The sequence below is a fragment of the Streptomyces sp. NPDC057682 genome (genome assembly GCF_042799575.1).
Lineage (GTDB): Bacteria > Actinomycetota > Actinomycetes > Streptomycetales > Streptomycetaceae > Streptomyces.
Genome location: NZ_JBHVIN010000010.1, coordinates 184,272 through 200,395 on the forward strand (window position 1 = coordinate 184,272; position 16,124 = coordinate 200,395).

16 protein-coding genes are annotated in these 16,124 nt (G+C 69.4%); 6 read left to right on the forward strand and 10 right to left on the reverse strand.

Annotation, left to right across the window (positions count from 1 at the left end):
* Positions 1-60 precede the first annotated feature (60 nt).
* The gene (locus ACFVDM_RS20355; protein ID WP_383641514.1) at positions 61-1,623 is read left to right on the forward strand and encodes a beta-N-acetylhexosaminidase; all 1,563 of its coding nucleotides are present in this window, start codon (positions 61-63) and stop codon (positions 1,621-1,623) included.
* A gap of 180 nt (positions 1,624-1,803) precedes the next feature.
* Here ACFVDM_RS20355 and ACFVDM_RS20360 read toward each other — a convergent pair whose 3' ends face one another.
* The gene (locus tag ACFVDM_RS20360; protein ID WP_383641517.1) at positions 1,804-2,544 is read right to left on the reverse strand and encodes an FkbM family methyltransferase; all 741 of its coding nucleotides are present in this window, start codon (positions 2,542-2,544) and stop codon (positions 1,804-1,806) included.
* Positions 2,545-2,777: 233 nt separating this feature from the next.
* On the opposite strand from ACFVDM_RS20360, the gene ACFVDM_RS20365 reads away from it, so the two are divergent.
* Entirely contained in the window at positions 2,778-3,815 is a 1,038-nt protein-coding gene (locus ACFVDM_RS20365; RefSeq protein ID WP_383641520.1) for an RNA polymerase subunit sigma-70, read from the forward strand.
* 7 nt (positions 3,816-3,822) lie between these two features.
* Here ACFVDM_RS20365 and ACFVDM_RS20370 read toward each other — a convergent pair whose 3' ends face one another.
* A complete protein-coding gene (locus tag ACFVDM_RS20370; protein ID WP_383641523.1) occupies positions 3,823-4,992 on the reverse strand; it encodes a helix-turn-helix domain-containing protein in 1,170 nt (389 codons plus the stop codon).
* 362 nt (positions 4,993-5,354) lie between these two features.
* The gene (locus ACFVDM_RS20375) at positions 5,355-5,681 is read right to left on the reverse strand and encodes a hypothetical protein (protein ID WP_383641526.1); all 327 of its coding nucleotides are present in this window, start codon (positions 5,679-5,681) and stop codon (positions 5,355-5,357) included.
* Positions 5,682-6,258: 577 nt separating this feature from the next.
* Between ACFVDM_RS20375 and ACFVDM_RS20380 the strand changes: the two genes are divergently transcribed.
* On the forward strand, positions 6,259-6,765 hold the full coding sequence (locus tag ACFVDM_RS20380) for a DUF6624 domain-containing protein (RefSeq protein WP_383641528.1): 507 nt from the start codon (positions 6,259-6,261) through the stop codon (positions 6,763-6,765).
* A 94-nt stretch (positions 6,766-6,859) separates the two neighbouring features.
* On the opposite strand, the gene ACFVDM_RS20385 is transcribed toward ACFVDM_RS20380, so the two are convergent.
* From ACFVDM_RS20385 to ACFVDM_RS20400, 4 genes are all read right to left on the reverse strand, one after another.
* On the reverse strand, positions 6,860-7,417 hold the full coding sequence (locus ACFVDM_RS20385) for an NUDIX domain-containing protein (protein WP_383641531.1): 558 nt from the start codon (positions 7,415-7,417) through the stop codon (positions 6,860-6,862).
* Between the two features lie 423 nt (positions 7,418-7,840).
* The gene (locus ACFVDM_RS20390; RefSeq protein WP_383641534.1) at positions 7,841-8,431 is read right to left on the reverse strand and encodes a GNAT family N-acetyltransferase; all 591 of its coding nucleotides are present in this window, start codon (positions 8,429-8,431) and stop codon (positions 7,841-7,843) included.
* Complete coding sequence (locus ACFVDM_RS20395; RefSeq protein WP_383641537.1) at positions 8,428-9,438, reverse strand: ATP-grasp domain-containing protein; 1,011 nt, start codon at positions 9,436-9,438, stop codon at positions 8,428-8,430. Before ACFVDM_RS20395 ends, ACFVDM_RS20390 begins: the two co-directional genes overlap by 4 nt.
* Positions 9,439-9,487: 49 nt before the next feature.
* Positions 9,488-10,537 (reverse strand): DegT/DnrJ/EryC1/StrS family aminotransferase, encoded by a 1,050-nt coding sequence (locus ACFVDM_RS20400; protein ID WP_383641540.1) that lies wholly within the window; start codon positions 10,535-10,537, stop codon positions 9,488-9,490.
* Between ACFVDM_RS20400 and ACFVDM_RS20405 the strand changes: the two genes are divergently transcribed.
* The 3 genes from ACFVDM_RS20405 to ACFVDM_RS20415 all read left to right on the forward strand — a co-directional run bounded on the left by ACFVDM_RS20405 (position 10,520) and on the right by ACFVDM_RS20415 (position 12,992).
* Positions 10,520-12,112, forward strand: coding sequence for a hypothetical protein (locus ACFVDM_RS20405; protein WP_383641542.1), 1,593 nt, complete (start codon positions 10,520-10,522; stop codon positions 12,110-12,112). The two genes, ACFVDM_RS20400 and ACFVDM_RS20405, sit on opposite strands and share 18 nt — an antisense overlap.
* Positions 12,109-12,336 (forward strand): hypothetical protein, encoded by a 228-nt coding sequence (locus ACFVDM_RS20410; RefSeq protein ID WP_383641545.1) that lies wholly within the window; start codon positions 12,109-12,111, stop codon positions 12,334-12,336. The genes ACFVDM_RS20405 and ACFVDM_RS20410 overlap by 4 nt, the downstream gene beginning before the upstream one ends.
* 323 nt (positions 12,337-12,659) lie before the next feature.
* Positions 12,660-12,992 (forward strand): hypothetical protein, encoded by a 333-nt coding sequence (locus ACFVDM_RS20415; protein ID WP_383641547.1) that lies wholly within the window; start codon positions 12,660-12,662, stop codon positions 12,990-12,992.
* Positions 12,993-13,257: 265 nt separating this feature from the next.
* On the opposite strand, the gene ACFVDM_RS20420 is transcribed toward ACFVDM_RS20415, so the two are convergent.
* From ACFVDM_RS20420 to ACFVDM_RS20430, 3 genes are read right to left on the reverse strand one after another with little or no spacing between them, the layout of a single operon-like run.
* The gene (locus tag ACFVDM_RS20420; RefSeq protein WP_383641549.1) at positions 13,258-14,376 is read right to left on the reverse strand and encodes a DegT/DnrJ/EryC1/StrS family aminotransferase; all 1,119 of its coding nucleotides are present in this window, start codon (positions 14,374-14,376) and stop codon (positions 13,258-13,260) included.
* Positions 14,373-14,816, reverse strand: coding sequence for a sugar 3,4-ketoisomerase (locus ACFVDM_RS20425; protein WP_383641551.1), 444 nt, complete (start codon positions 14,814-14,816; stop codon positions 14,373-14,375). The genes ACFVDM_RS20420 and ACFVDM_RS20425 overlap by 4 nt, the downstream gene beginning before the upstream one ends.
* Positions 14,817-14,876: 60 nt before the next feature.
* Positions 14,877-16,100: a DegT/DnrJ/EryC1/StrS family aminotransferase gene (locus ACFVDM_RS20430; RefSeq protein ID WP_383641553.1), complete on the reverse strand. Its 1,224-nt coding sequence runs from the start codon at positions 16,098-16,100 to the stop codon at positions 14,877-14,879.
* Between the last annotated feature and the right edge of the window lie 24 nt (positions 16,101-16,124).

Here is a 16,124-nt window from a genome sequence, read left to right on the forward strand (position 1 = left end):
CACCGTCTCGCACGCCGTGCGAAGGGGACAGTGATCGCGGTCGTGGTGACGATGACGGCCATGCTGACCACGGCGAGCGCGTCGGCGGGCGGCCAGGCCCGGGTGAGCGGCACGGTGCCGCTGACCCGGGTCGTTCCGCAGCCCGCCGAGGTCCGCACCACGGCCGGTGTCGCCTTCGATCTGGAGCCGGACGACGCGGTCTACGCGACCGCCGGTTCCAAGGAGGCGACCGACGCCGCCGCGTTCCTCACCGGCCTGCTGCGCAAGCCCACCGGTTACGCCCTCCCGGTGCGCTCCCTGGCCTCCGGCGCCCGGCCGGAGGGCATCGTGCTGGCCCTCGGCGGCGCCAACAAGGTGACGAAGCCCGAGGGCTACGAACTGGAGGTGACCTCACACGCCGTCACGATCCGCGCCGACGACCGTGCCGGCCTGTTCAACGGGGTGGAGACGCTGCGTCAGCTGCTGCCGGTCAAGGTCGACCGCGCCCAGCGGATGCCGGGTCCCTGGCGGGTGCAGGGCGGCGTGATCTCGGACGCCCCGCGCTACGGGTACCGGGGTGCCATGCTCGACGTGGCCCGGCACCACCTTCCGGCCCCGGACGTGAAGGGCTACATCGACGCCATCGCCCGCTACAAGATCAACTATCTGCATCTGCACCTGGTCGACGACCAGGGCTGGCGGATCGAGATCAAGTCCTGGCCGGAACTGGCCAAGATCGGCGGCAGCAGCGGCACCGGCGGGATGCTCGGCGGCTACTACACGCAGGAGCAGTACAGCGACCTCGTCGCCTACGCCTGGGCGCGCGGCGTCACGGTCGTCCCGGAGATCGAGGGCCCGAGCCACATGCACTCGGCGCTGGCCTCGTACGCCAAGCTGACCTGTGACGGCAAGCCGCTGGAGCCGTACACGGACTGGGTGAACAGCCCGCTCGGCAAGCTGTGCATCGACAACCCGACGACGTACGAGTTCCTCGACGACGTGATCGGCGAGATAGCGGCCCTCACCCCGGGGCCGTACATCCACATCGGCGGTGACGAGGCGCACGAGCGGCCGCAGGCCGAGATGGACCTCTACCTCCAGAAGGTCGCCAAGCTGGTCGAGAAGCACGGCAAGAAGGTCTTCGGCTGGCAGGAGGCCGCCGGGTCGCTCGACCCGAAGACCTCGGTGACCGAGCTGTGGGCCGCGGGCATCAACGACGAGCAGCTGGTCGAGGCCGCCAAGGGCGGCGGCAAGTTCGTCATGGCGCCGGCGAGCAACGCGTACCTCGACATGAAGTACAACGAGTCGCTGCCGGAGTACCCCGTCGGCAACTCCTGGGCGGGTACGTCCACGGTGGAGGACTCCTACGACTGGAAGCCCGAGGAGCAGGTGGCCGGGCTGGGTGAGTCCACGATCGCCGGCGTCGAGGCGCCGCTGTGGTCGGAGACGGTGTTCGGCATCAACCAGCTGGAGAACCTCGCGTTCCCGCGCCTCCTGTCGATCGCCGAGATCGGCTGGGCGAAGGCGTCCTCGCACAACTGGGACGCCTTCAAGGTGCGGCTCGCGGCCCAGGGGCCGCGGCTGCGCGAGGCCCGTGTGAACTACTACCCGTCGCCCGAGGTCCCCTGGCCGCTGGGCAGCTGACAACGGCGGCCCCGGCGCCTTCGCGGGCGCCGGGGCCGTGCGGTGACAGTGATTCGGTCCTACGGAAGACGCCCGGCACTACGGAAAACGCTCGGCCGGAACATCTCCGGCCGAGCGTTTTCCGTGGTACCGAGCGTGTTTCGTAGGACCGAGCGTTTCCGTACGCCGTGCCCGTGGGGGTCAGACGCGGACGGCCTGCACCATGTAGTAGTTGTCCTCGGCGTCGGTCAGCGGCGCCTGCTGGGGCGTCACCTCGAAGCCCTGGGCGCGCAGGATGGAGCAGACCCGCTCCAGCTGGTCGTCGAGGTCCGCGACCTCCACGACCACGCGGCGGATGCGCGGCCACTGCGCGTCGTCGATGCCGAGCAGCACATCGGCCTCGGCGCCCTCCACGTCGACCTTCAGCAGGTCCACGTCACGGTCTGCCGGCAGGTAGGCCGCCAGCCGCTCCACGTCGACGGTGACCTTCTCGGCGAAGTACATCTGGTCCGCGAGCGCCGCGTCGGACAGCTGCGCCATCTGCGCCTTCGGCTGCTCCTTGATCTCCGGGTAGCGGGTGGAGTTCGCCGGGAGCATCGGGAAGAACGAGAAGGTGACCCCGGCCTCCGGCTTGCTGCCCAGGGCCGTGCGGTGCAGGGTCACGTCCGTGTGGCCGTGCAGGTCCATGTTCCTGCCGAACAGGTCGATCGAGTCCGGCATGGGCTCGAACGAGACGATCTCCGCGTCCGGGTACGTGCTCTTGATGAAGAGGACGAACATCCCGATGTTGCCGCCGACGTCGAACACCAGCGGCTTGTCCGGGAGCTCCAGCGTGCTGTAACAGCCCTGCTGGAAGATCTCGTCGTAGATGTACTGCGTTTCGAGGACGCTCTGCGTGTACACCTGCAGGCCGTCACCCAGCTTGACCAGTTCCGTCACCATCGCCCCTTGGTCGACCTGTGAGGTGGAGAGTTTGTGAAACGAGCGTATGGGCGAGGAGGCGGCCCGGACGGATTCGGCCATCGCATCTAGTTGAACAACTAAGCGGGCGGGGGAGGTCTCTCGTCACGCCCGGGAGGGACCCCCACCCGCTGCGAGAGCGCGGTGATGAGTTTTCGCGACCGCACCCGTCACATATACGACCGGACACGATGAGACGGAAGGAGACGGGTCCGATGAGTGGGGACAAGGCGGCGGACACGGTGCTGGAGGGGCTCGGTTTGAGCGAGCTGGACGTGCAGGAGCCGGCAGAGGCGGACGAATCGGCGTTCTCGGGGCTGGCCGAGCGGCATCGGCGGGAGCTGCACGTGCACTGCTACCGCATGCTCGCGTCGTTCGAGGACGCCGAGGACACCGTGCAGGAGACGTTCCTGCGGGCCTGGCGGCGGCGGGAGACCTTCCAGGGCCGGTCGACGTTCCGGGCCTGGCTGTACAAGATCGCCACCAATGCCTGCCTGGACCTCCTCGCCAAGCGCCGCCCGGAGCCCGCGAGCGGCGGCGAGGTGCGGTGGCTGCAGCCCTACCCGGACCGGCTGCTCGACGAACTGCTCGACGAGCTGCCCGCGGCGAACGCGGACGAGCCCGAGAGCATGGCGGTGGCGCGGGAGACGATCGAGCTGGCGTACGTCGTCGCGGTGCAGCACCTCGCGCCGCGCCCGCGGGCCGTACTGATCCTGCGGGATGTGCTCGGCTGGCCGGCGAAGGAGGTCGCCGGCCTCCTCGGGGACTCCGTCAACTCCGTGAACAGCGCCCTGCAGCGGGCCCGCTCCGGGATGCGCGCGCACCTGCCGGGCGAGCGGCAGGACTGGAGCGCCGGCGAGGACGACACCACCACGCGCGAGCTGGTGCGCCGGTACACCGAGGCCAGCGTGGCCACGGACGTCGAGGCGCTGGCCTCGATGCTCCGGGACGACGTCCGCTTCTCCATGCCGCCCACCCCCGGCGTGTGCGTCGGCCGCGACGCGGTGGTGGACTTCCTGACCGAGAGCGGCTTCGCGGGCATGACCGGCCTGCGTGCCGTCCCCACCTCCGTGAACCGGCAGCCTGCCCGGGCCTTCTACCTCTGGCAGCCCTCCGAGGGCGCGTATCTGCCGCTGACGATCGACGTCCTGCGCATCACCGGTGGGGCGATCACCGAGATCACCACCTTCCATGCCGACCGGTTCGCGCGACTCGGGCTCCCAGGGCGACTGCCCGCCGACGGCACCACGTGATGACGCTTTACGACGCTGCGTACGCCTGTGTCTGTGCCTGTGCCTGTGTCTGTGTCTGTGGTTGCGGCTGTGCTTGTGCCGCTGCCTGCGCCCGTTCGGCTCGGCAGTCGCGGCAGTAGCCGGGATCGGGATCGGGGGAACGGAAGACGCGCTCGCAGCCGTCGCAGGTCACGAGGGGGATGACGACGGTCTTGCGGCGTGGCGGCGGGACGAGGTCGGCGGTGCCGGGGAGCGGTGGTGGCAGGAGGGTGGTGATCCGGCTGCGGACGAACTTCGCCGGGTGCTTGACGGGCACCGGAAGGTCGCTGGTGAGGGCATGGCGTACGGCGTCGGGGTGCGCGTCCCGTTCGAGCCAGGTTGCGACGCCGGGTGCGAGTTTCTCGATATCCGCCTCCGACAGGGTCAGTTGGGGCGCGTGACGGCGCAGGTCGGCGAGCAGCGCCGTGGCGGCCCGGTGAAGCTCCTCGGTGGGCGTGCTGGGCTGAGGCAGCGGCACGGGCTGCTTCCTCGGAGCCGTAGGAGCCGGTACGTGGACGAAGGGGGCGGGGTCCGGAACCGTCGGGGGAGGAGACGGCGGGGGCGTCGGGGGCGTCGGGGGAGCGGCCGGTGTCTGAGGCGGCGGTGGCGGTGGTGGGGGAGCGGCCGGAGTCTGCGGAGGCGGTGGCGGTGGCGGGGCCGTTGTTTCGGCGTGGACGTCCGCGTCAGGACGTGGGGGCGGCAGCGTGGTGACCTTGAGGGCGGTGGTCTTCCGGGCTGCGACGGGCCTGGGCACGGTGGCCGTGGGCTCGGCGGCGGTGCGCGGCTGGTTGTACGAGACCGTACGGGTGACCACGCGGCCCGTGGCAAGCCGTACGCGGCTGCGGTGCAGATAGCCGACCGCCTCCAGCTCGCGGAGGGCGGACGCGATCCGGGTCTCGCTCTCCGGGAAGCGCTCGGCGAGGACCTTGATGCCGATCTTCGCCCCGGCGGGCAGCGACTGGATGTGCACGGCGAGCCCGATCGCGACGAGTGAGAGCGCGCGGTGCTGGGCGAGGTGGTTGCCGATGACCACGAAGCCGGAGACGTGGCGGACGTTGACGTGGATGACGCCGGAGGTCGGCGTGACGTCGGTCTGAGACCCGGGTGAGGGTGAGCTGCACCGGGCGGGCGGGGGCGCGATAGCCTGCGGGGTATCCATCGGGAAGTCTGTGGTTTCTTCCTCGTGGTCAGGCCCTCGTTCGAGATTGTCAGTCTCGCCGAGGGCCGTCTCATGTTCTGGGGTGATCGGTCGCCGCGAGCATATGCCAGCCAACCCGCCCTGAATCCAGCCCGATTGCCCTTTGTCACCCGTGCGAGTGATGCAGGTCAGGACGGGGGTGGGGTGGGGTTTGGTTGGGTTTTTTCCCAAGTTCTTTAAAAGCATCTAAGCGTCGTGGGCCGCCACGTCCCGGGCAGCCGGGACGTGGGTCACCGGGTCGTGGAAACCCACGATCCGGTGACCCCACACGAGGACTCCCGAAGGCGCCGTTACGACTCCCAGGCCAATGGGATTCGCGTCCCCTACGAGGGCGGCGTCGTGTCGGTGACGATCTGAAGGTCGGGGTGGTCGGGGGCGAACTCGCCGAGTCCCAGCGCCGCGTCCCGCCAGTTGCCGATCAGCCAGAGGAGATGTTCATTGTCGTGCCGGTAGCCGGGGGACGGGGCGCTCGGGACGATGGGCCACAGAATGGTGGCGGCGTAGCGGAGCGCGTACAGGGCCGAGGACGCGTGAGGGTCGATGCCGCCGGTTTCCAGGCGCCGGAGAATGTCGAGCCGTTCGGCGTTGGCGATGATGTCGCTGAGCACTCTCTCGTACTCGTGTGTGCGTGCGGTCGCGAGATCATTCACGGGGGCCTCCCGGCGTTCGGGTGCGGCTGAGCCTGAAGGCGGCCTCGAAGTTTGCTCCGCCGGCCTTCGGAAGTTCCCCGCCTCCGCCCGTCGGGCACTCGCTGTTCCCCGGTCGGTGGCGTAGGGCTTCGAACTCTCCCCGCACGTTGGTCTGGCAGCCCCCAATGCTACGTAGCTGACGCCCGATGCCGCACTGCTCCGCGATCCGTGGGACTTCGTCAGGAAGGCGAACCCCGTCGAACGGCGAGGGAGCGGAGGGCGTACACAGCCCGGTCGGCAGGTAGCTGCAAGCTCTGAAGACAACTCGGCGTAGCCGCTGCTCGCCGATACCGAGGGCACCAGGGGACGCCGGGGCCATCGAAGCCGCACCGCCAGAACGTCCGGCGGTGACAGACCGGGCGACGCTCCGGAAGGAATTCGCCGCGTACTCCCACATGCCGGTCCCGTCGTGGATAGATCAAGTATCGCCGCAGCCGGACGCCCCTGTCACCGTCCTTCGGGAGGAGATTTCCTCATCATGTGCGCGCTTAAGGTGGCTGACGTCCAGTGAGAACATCGAACCGGAATCGGAGCGGAGATGACGTCCGACGTTGCTGCAGTGGCTGCGGAGCTCACCACGATGGTTGCGGCAGATCACCGGGCCGCGCCCCGGGCGAACAGCGATGACCCGGCGGACCAGTTGGCCTGGCGTCGCCTGACTGCTCAGCACGCGGATCGCCTCAGCGAGATCATGGACGCGTACGGGTGGCCGACCGCGGAACTGGTCGGTGAGGAGGCGGCCAGTGCCGCCTGGCTGATCGCACAGCACGCCGACCGGCAGCTTGACGTCCAGCGGCGCGCGCTGCGGCTGATGGAGGAAGCGGTGTCCGTTGGCGCTGCCAGCCCCCGGGACCTGGCCTTTCTGCGGGACCGCACGCTGGTGAACGAAGGGCGGAAGCAGATCTACGGCACGCAGATCGCCGGAGTGAAGGACGGCTCGCCGGTCCCGTGGCCCTGCGAGGACCCTGAGTGCATGGACGAGCGGCGTGCGCAGGTCGGAATCCTGCCGTTCGCCGAGTACGTCGCTCAGTTCTCGGTCGCCTGAGTGGCTGCGGTGCCTGGCGGGACGATGACCGCAGCGGCAGTTCGCTGACGGCTTTGCCCGGCCGCGTCCCTCTGCTCCGGTCCGTGCTGTTCATTCAGCCGTACGTGACGCTTTCGGCGTGACGGAGGACGAGGTCCAGAGTCTCCCCTCCGAGACGGAGACGGCGCACGGTGTCGGGGGAGAACCAGTGGAGCATCACGCCCTCGGTGAGGGGGAGTCGGGCCGGATCGCCCTCCCAGCGGGCGGCGAAGATCCGTACGGGTGTGGTCAGACCGGCCGGGCCCGTGACTTCCGCGTCGTGGAACGGCTCGATCTGTGTGGGAGTGAGGTCGGCTTCCTCTTTGAGTTCGCGGAGGATGGTGTCCTCGGGAGTGAGGTCCCCCGGTTCGCGGCCGCCTCCGGGCAGGGCCCAGCAGCCTGGCGCCCAGATGTCCGGCCGCATGTCCCGCAGGTGCAGCAGGTACTCACCGCGCGCGTTGTGGATCAGTGCCGAGGCATTCAGCGGGGATGCCTGACCGCTCAGTTCCTCCGCTTTGCGGCCGAGCTTCGCAAGACCGGTCCGGGCCAGTGGCCGCCAGGATGTTGCGGCGTGAGGTGCGCGGATCAGGTAGAAGGCGAAGCGAAGGTCGGCGATCGGTGCGCCGGAGGCCATCTTGCCCGGTCCGAGAGCGGGGGCGATGTCCCACGGGGTGCGGAGACACTGCGAGGTGAGGCAGAGGTCCCCAGGAGGAATGCCAGTCTGCTCGTGGACGGCTCGCACGGCGGTGGCGAGGAGGCTGCCGTCGCCGCTCCGTGGTGCCGCTGACGGCGGTCCCGGGCTGTCGGCGGCGGCAACGTGAAGGACCTCGCGGTCGGGGGACACCACGATTGCGCTGCACGTGACCGGAGCCGGGCCTGCTGATGGGGGTGCGCTGTCAAGAGCGGCGGACACGGGCGCGAGGCGGACGCTTTCTGCGGGGAGCCGGGCGAGGTAGGAGGAAATGACGGAGCGAAGCTCTGTTCGGTCAGACACAGGCGGACCTCTGGGGGCGCGGGCAGCGGTGGCGTGGCGGCGGTCTCAAGAAGGGTCCCATGCTCATGAGCGAGCGGCGCCGAACTCCGGGTCCGCGTCGGTGGCCAGGCGGGCGTGCAGGTGGGAGTCGTAGCGGGTGCCGGTGTGGTCGGTCGTGGCTTGGCGCATGGTTCCTTCCAGGCTGAGCCCTGCCCTGTCCGCGACCCGGCACGAGGCAGGATTGTCGGTGGAGTGGTGCAGCGCGATGCGATGGAGCCCCATGCCATGGCGGTCTGTGGAAGCCAACGCCCACCGTGCGGTGGTCAGCAGGGCGTGGGTCGCGAGCCCTCGGCCTCGGGCCCATGGCGCGATCCAACTTCCGACTTCGGCGTTGCCGTCGTGGATGCGGCGCAGTCCGATGTACCCGGTGAAGTCGTCCGTGTCGGGATCGGCGATGGCGAAGTGGGGGACACCGTCGGACCAGGCGGTGAGACGGGCATGCAGCCACTGCTCGGCACGGTCTGCCAGGGGTAGCCGGTGGAGGTGAGCGCCGACGGCCCACCGGATGATCTCGGCGTCCTCAAGGGCTCGTGCAACGAGCCGGCCGTCTTCGGCAGAGAACGGTCTCAGTGCCAGCCCCGGGCCGACCAGGCGAGTCGGCAGGACGTGCTTCACGGGCGACTCCCTCGGGGCTGCGGTCTGGTCTGGGTGGAGAGCTCGGCGACGTACTTGGTGAGGTGGACGCCGGACAGGTACGTCAGGCGATGATGATCTACGGCTGCCTCGAAGAGACCGTTGAGGGTCTGGCCGACGAGATCGGCGCCTGCGGCTTCGCTGAGCCGGAACCCGGCGGCGAACCGGTGATTGACCTCGGTGATCACCACAGGTTCGGGGTGGTCGGTGGTGACGAACCCTTGCACATCGCAGGGCCCCGTTGCTCCGACCGCGGTGAGGGTGGCCCTGACCAACTGCGTGGCACGGTCGTTGTGGAAGGTGGCGGCGACCATGGACATGCCGTTGCTGACCATGAGCCGGTAGCGGAGGACGACGGAGGCGTGGCCCTTGCGGTCCACCAGGCAGTCGGCGCTGAATTCCTGACCCGTGATGCGCTGTTGCACGATCGGATCCTCGACCAGTTCGCAGAGCACTCCTGCCTGTCGCCGGGTGACGCAGAAGTGGACGTCCTTGGATCCTTGGCCCCGGCGGGGCTTTACGACGAGACCGGCGCCTTCGGGCAGGGCCGCCAGATCGCTCGGGAGAACGGTGAGAGGCACGGGGATGCCGGCGGCGGTGACCGTTTGGTGGAAGAGGGCCTTGTCCAAGGTGATGGCCGCCGTCGACCGCGAGGGCAGCCACGTCCGGACACCTGCTGCATCGAGTTCGTCCTGAAGGTCGATGAGCCGGGGCAATTCGCGCTCGACGCCCGAGATGATGGCATCCGGTCGGAAGGTGGCAAGCAGGCTTCGCAGGTCTGCTGAGTAGTGCGGGCTGTCGGCGGACGCGACGGTACGGGAGGAGATACCCGGGATGATCAGTCCGGGGGCAAGGGGGTTGGAGTCCGTGCCCATGACGGTGTGGCCGGCGGAAGCCAGCGATGCGGCAAGGTCGAGGCCGGGGGGCCCGCCCACACCGGTGACCAGGATTCTCCGTCTCGGGGTTGTGGTGCTGGGGGGTGCGGTCATGTGTGCGGTCCTTCCACGAGGTGGCGGAGGGGGCGGGGACGAGAGGGGATTATCCGGGCGGACGAGCCATGGCTTCGAGCAGGGCTGCGGCTGTCCATCGCGCGTCGTGGCAGGTCATGGCCGGGTGGAAGGGCAGGCTCAGGATCTCTTCGGCGGTCCGTTCGGTGATGGGCAGGGACCGGGTCCACCGAGCGAAGGCCGGTTGCAGATGATTGGGCGGATAGTGGACGCCCACGCCGACCCCTCTGTCCCGCATGATCCCGTGGACACGGTTACGACCAGGAACACGGACGACGCAGTTGAACGGCACGGCGTCGTTCCCGACATCGATGACAGCGACTCCGGGGGCATCCCGAAGGGCTTGTGCGTAGGCGTTCCATAATTCCCTTCGCAGGACCGCGACCGTTTCGAACCGTGCGAGCTGGACGCGGCCGACTGCGGCGTTGACGTCCGAGAGAACCCCGCGCAGACCGGGACCCTGCACGCAGTAGGTGGTCGTCCGGATCCGGTCTGTCTGGGAGCTGGTGATGCCGAGCGAACGCGACTGGCGGAGTGCCTCCGCTTCTTCGACGGTGCGTGGAACAACCGCTCCTCCGACCAGGGCAGTCAGCTGTTTGATGGGACCGAACGAATAGACCGTCAGCGCCTGGACCCCGGTTCGCGGCGATCCGAAGGCTTGTGCGGCGTCCTCGACGATGTGAATGTTCTGGTGCCGCAGGTCGGAAGCGATACTGGTGAGGTCGACGGGCCTGCCGCCGTAGAGGACGGGGAGGACGGCGCGTGTCGCCGGGGTGATGGCCTCCTTTACCGCCTCGGCCTCCACACACAAGGTGCCGGGAGAGTGGTCGATGAACCGGGGGACGGCACCCAGCGCCACGATCGGCTGGATCGTGGCGGCAAAAGTCTGGGACGGGACGATCACCTCGGTGCCCGGTCCGACGCCGCACGTCTGGAGAGCGAGGTGGATTCCAACCGTGGCCGAGGAGACCGCGACGACGTCGGGCACGCGGAGATAGGACGCGAGCTCGCGCTCGAACAGGGCGGCCACGAGACCGGCACTTGCGCGACCTGCCGTCGCACCGTGCCGCTCCTCAAGCACGGGGTGTGCCGGCTGTGCCGCTGCCAGGCCCAAGCCGTTCCTCGGACGTGGCAGCGCCCGGACCTCACCACCGCGGCCACCACCGGGCAGCAGCTGTTCATCGCCGATCTGGTCCGGCGGGTCCACCTTGCCGCCCGGACGCGGGAGCACGGCTCACCCGATACGCACCAGCCTGTCGGCGGCCCGTTCTGGGCGATGCCTCGGTGGCGTCAGGAGCCGCTGTTCGTCGCCGAGCGGGACATGTCGCGCGTCACTGTGCCCGATGTCGAGCCCATCGACCCCGCCTTCACCGCCTACGTCTCCGCGCAGGCCGAGGCAAGCGCCGAGGCCCAAGGCTGGTCGCCGGCCTTGCGCGAGCGGGTGCTGCGAAGCCTGTACCTGCTGACCGCCGTGCACGGCCGGCACGAACGTATCAAGGCCAGCACTGTCGCCACTCTGCCGCGCCAGCGAGCCACACGTGCCGTCACCCGGGTCACTGAGGTGCTCGCCCACCTCGACCTTCTCGACGACGACCGCATCGACCCTCTCGACGCGTGGATCCAACGCCGGCTCAGCAGCGTGCACCCGGAGATCCGTGCAGAAGCCCTCGTGTGGATCCGCATCGTCCGACACGGTGGGCCTCGCCGCCGTCCCCGCTCGACCGCCACCGTCCGTCTCCAGGTCGACGCCTCGATCCCATTCCTCCTCGAATGCTCGAAGCGCTATCGCACCCTTCGCCAGGTCACCCGCGCCGACCTCACGGAGTGGCTGTCCCAGTGCGCGGCACCGCACAATGAAGCCGTCGCGCTGCGCAACATGTTCAAGACCCTCAAGAGCCAACGGCTGCTGTTCGCCAACCCCGCACGCGGCCTGAGCTTGGGGGCGAAGCCCAGCTCGGTGCCCACCCCGCTGAGTCCCGAGGCGATCCAGACATTGGCCGCGGCCGCCGAGGGCGACCCCGCCCTAAAGCTGCTGATCGCCCTCATCGGCATTCACGCGCTCTACCCCCACCAGGCACGAGCACTGCCTTTGGCTGCCGTCGACTTCACCGGCGGCCGGCTCGTGCACGGCAAAATCGACCACCCCCTCGACGCCTTCACCCGTCAGGCCGCCGCCGACTACATCCGACTCCGCCACTCACGCTGGCCACACACCCGCAACCCCCACCTGTTCCTCAGCTCGCAGACCGCGCACTCTCGCACGCCGGTCACCATCGGCTGGATGCAGCCCTTGCTCAAGGATCTTCCGGTCACCGCCCAACGACTCCGCGAGGACCGGATCCTCGAAGAGGCCGCCGTAACCGGCGCCGACCCGCAGCACCTGTGCGCGGTATTCAACATCACGCCCGACACTGGACTGCGCTACACCCGGACATTCCACCCCGACCCCTTGTCCGACCGAGACCAGGAGGACACGCCTGCAGTACGTGTGACTGATTCCCAATGGCCTTCGTCAAGCGGCGGGGGTGCCTACTGGGTCATGCCGAGGGCCCGCCGGAACCTTGCCCATGGTGAGGTCGGCAAGGTGACGTCAGCGACGTCATCGAGAGAGCCGGCTTCGTGCGCCGTGTCGGTCCGCTCTGCTGGGTCCTCGTGAGCGTCTCCACGGAACGCGACGGCGTCCTCCCCGATCCCGACTACCTCCAAGAGGGTGTCCAGGGCCTCGTCGGCTTGCTCGTGCGGTTGGGTGAGCCAGACGAACGAGACGCCGAGCGGATTGCCGTCGTGCTTGCTGATCGCGAAGCTGAACCCCTTCAGCCGAAACAGTACGACGTCGAGGTCGTCCAACCCGTCCCACGACCGCTCCACGTGCAGACGTAGCCGCTGGGCCACGGGATGCACTGGCAGCGCGAGCCCTCCGATCATCTGGAAGAGCGGGGCGTGGTGTTCCCAGACGCTGTACTGGTAGGCGGGGTTCTTGCCAGTGTAGTAGGGCGGTTGTGTCGCCGGCTGCCAGTCGGGCTCAGGTCCCGGGACCTGGATATCTGCCACAGCAGTTCCTCCCCATGGCCCCAGCCGACTGGCGATCAACCTACCTTCACCTGGGTGGGTGGCGTCATGCGGCTCTGGTCCGGCCTGGTTGTGGTGGCTGAGGTGTGTATGGCGGGTGCCTGACCCCGCGGTCCGTCAGGTTGGATGACACCGTGGCAAGACGACCCAAGACGAAGAAGAAGCGGCCCCCCTTCGGCATACCGAAGGAGATCATCCTGCTGACCGGGCAAGACGTGTGGCCCTACACGTTCATCGCCGACGACTCGGGTGGCGGATGCGGCAAGATTCCGATGCCCGCCGACGCGGCCCCTGAGGAGGTACAGACGGCGATCTTCACACAGCTTGCGGACCTCACCCGCATATTCCACGGCGTTGAGATCGACGTTGAGTGGTCCTCCCTGACGCCGGACTCGTGGGTAGGCCACATCCGGCGTGTCACCGCGGAGGAGCCTGCTCCGCCTGGCGCGGTACCTGAAGTCGGCTGACCCGGATCGGCTCACCGGGCACCGAAAACGTCATGCACTTCAACACCGAATCAGTCGGAACCGAGTCGTACCCAGCTGAGGATTCCGGCCAGCAGGGCCAAGTTCGTGCTGCCAGCGCCTCAGAAATCGCGAACTCAGGCGCTTTGGTCGGGGACTACATCGGGGAGAGCACGCGGGCGGAGCTCGCGTACGCCCGGTCGCTGGGGCGGCCCGTGCGGTTCACGCATCCCGATGTCGACCCCGGCGGTGAGGCGGGCGATGGGCGTTAGGCACCCAGCCCCAGCACCGCCCCCCGCACCGCGTCCACCACCAGCTCCACCGCGACGTCCGACATGTGGGGGCCGATCGGCAGGCTCAGGACCTCGTCGGCGAGGCGTTCGGTTCTTGGGAGGGTGGGGGAGGGGGTGTGGTCGGCGTAGGCGGGGGTGCGGTGGACGGGGACCGGGTAGTGGATGAGGGTGCCGATGCCTGCTTCGTCCAGGCGTTGCTGGAGGAGGGTGCGGTGGGGGGTGCGCAGGACGTACTGGTGCCAGACGTGTTCGGCCCAGGGCTCGGTGCGGGGGGTGAGGAGGCCGGGGAGGCCGGTGAAGGCCTCGGTGTAGCGGTGGGCGATGGTGCGGCGGCGGTCGTTCCAGGCGTCGAGGTGGGGGAGCTTGGCGGCGAGGACGGCGGCCTGGATCTCGTCCAGGCGGGAGTTGGCGCCCTTGATCTCGTGCACGTACTTCTCGCGGGAGCCGTAGTTGCGCAGGAGGCGCAGGCGGTCCGCGAGGGCCGGGTCGTCGGTGACGACGGCGCCGGCGTCGCCGAGGGCGCCGAGGTTCTTGCCGGGGTAGAAGCTGAAGGCGACCGCGTGGCCGCTGCCGACGCGGCGGCCGCGGGCGCGGGCGCCGTGGGCCTGGGCGGCGTCTTCGAGGACGGCGAGGCCGTGGCGGTCGGCGAAGCGGTGGATCGCGTCCGGGTCGACCGGGTGGCCGTAGAGGTGGACCGGCATGACGGCCCGGGTGCGCGGGGTGACCGCGGCGTCGAGCTGTTCGGTGTCGATGAGGAAGGAGCCCTCGGCCGGCTCCACGGGGACGGGGCGCGCGCCGGTCGCCGAGACGGGGAGCCAGCTGCCGACGAACGTGTGCGCGGGGACGATCACCTCGTTGCCCGGTCCCACGCCGAGCGCCCGGAGGGTCAGCTCCAGGGCGGCGAGACCGCTGGCCGTCGCGACGCAGTACGCGTTGCCGCAGTAGGCGGCGTAGGCCTCCTCGAAGGCCTCCAGCTCGGCGCCGAGGATGTAGCGGCCGGAGCGCGAGACCCGCAGCACGGCCGCGTCGATCTCCTCCTGCACACCGGTGGCCCCGTGCATCTCGCGCAGGTCGAAGAAGGGAACCTTGGTCACGTCTGCCTCCGGCTGTCCCGCAGGAATTCCTGGTACTCGCGGTAGTAGTCCGCTTCGTCGTAGTGGTGCGACGCCAGGACGAGGCAGACCCCGCCCGGGGTGAAGTCGCTGAGGTCCCGCCAGACCATCGGGCCGACGTACAACGCCGTCCCAGGGGTGTCCAGGCGGTACTCGGCCTGCTGGAAGCCGTCGTCGAGGCGCAGGGTGAAGCCGCCGTGCGCGGCGACGAAGAGCTGTTCCAGCTCGCGGTGGGCGTGCCCGCCGCGGGACGTGCCCGCCGCCAGGTCGTGCAGGAAGTAGACCCTGCGGATCTCGAACCCTGCGGTCCACTCCGACTCGGCGACCGAGACGCAGCCGCGTTCGTCCCTGTGCTGTCCGAGTTCGACGATCCGGCTGGGCTTGACCCTGCCGACGGGTGTTTCGGTGATACTCGCTGCCATCGCAGCCACTCCTCGATCGTGTCCGGCGCGCGCGGGGGGATGGCTGTGCCGGTCGGGTCGCTATCGGTCCGTGGTGCCTGCCGTACGGGCCTGCCCCAGCGCGGTCACCTCCGGTCCGTGGGCGACGGCGACGCGGATCGCGTCGCTGATGGTCTCGATGTCGTCGGCACCGACCGCGGGGCCGGTGGGCAGGGCGAGCAGCTGCCCGCAGAGCGCCTCGGCGTGCGGTGCCTCGACCTGCGCGTCCTCGGCGTACGGCTGGAGCTGGTGCATGGCCTGCGCGAAGTACGGCTGGGCCAGGATGTGTTCGGCGCGCAGGACGTGGAGCAGCAGGTCCCGGTGGAGTCCGGCGGCCTCCTGGTCCACGGTGACCATCAGGTAGTGGTGGGTGTTGCGGTGCTGCTCGTCGTACTCCAGGACCCGCACCCCGGGGATGCCGGCCAGCGCGACCCGGTAGCGCTCGTAGTTGGCGCGGTTGTGCGCGACGGTCTCCGGAAGCGCGTCGAGGGAGGTGAGGCCCATGGCGGCGGCGGCCTCGTTCAGCTTGCCGTTGGTGCCGACGTGCCCCACCCGGCCGTCCGGGCTGAAGCCGAAGTTCCGTACGGCCCGCATCCGGTCGGCCAGCGCGTCGTCGTCGGTGACGATGGCACCGCCCTCGAACGAGTTGACGACCTTCGTGGCGTGGAAGCTGAAGACCTCCGCGTCGCCGAAGCCGCCGACCGGGGTGTCGCCGTAGCTGCACCCCAGGGCGGGAGCCGCGTCGAAGTAGAGCCGCAGCCCGTACTTCTCGGCGATCTTCTCCAGCCTCGGCACGTCACAGGGCTGCCCCCACAGGTGGACGCCGATGATCGCCCGGGTCCGGGGGGTGATCAGCGCCTCCACCCGGTCGGGGTCGATGAGCCCGGTCACCGGATCCACGTCGCAGACGACGTGCCGCAGTCCGCGCCAGCGCACGGCGTGGGCCGTGGCCGGGAACGTCAGGGCCGGGACGATCACCTCGTCACCGATCGCGCCGCCGGTCGCCTCGTCCCCCACGAGCATCTGCAGCGCCACGGTGGCGTTGCAGAGGGAGACGCAGTGCCGCACCCCGGCGATCTCCGCCACCCGCGCCTCGAACTCGTGCATGAGGGGGCCCATGTTGGACAGCCACTCGTTGTCGAGTACCTGGTTCATGCGGTCGAGGAACCGCCGGCGGTCGCCCTGGTTCGGCCGGCCGACCCGGCGGTCCTCCACGAACGCCGGTGGGCCGCCGAACAGTGCCAGATCCTGTGTGCCGTGCTTCATCCGAACATCCCCCTCTGAAAGCGG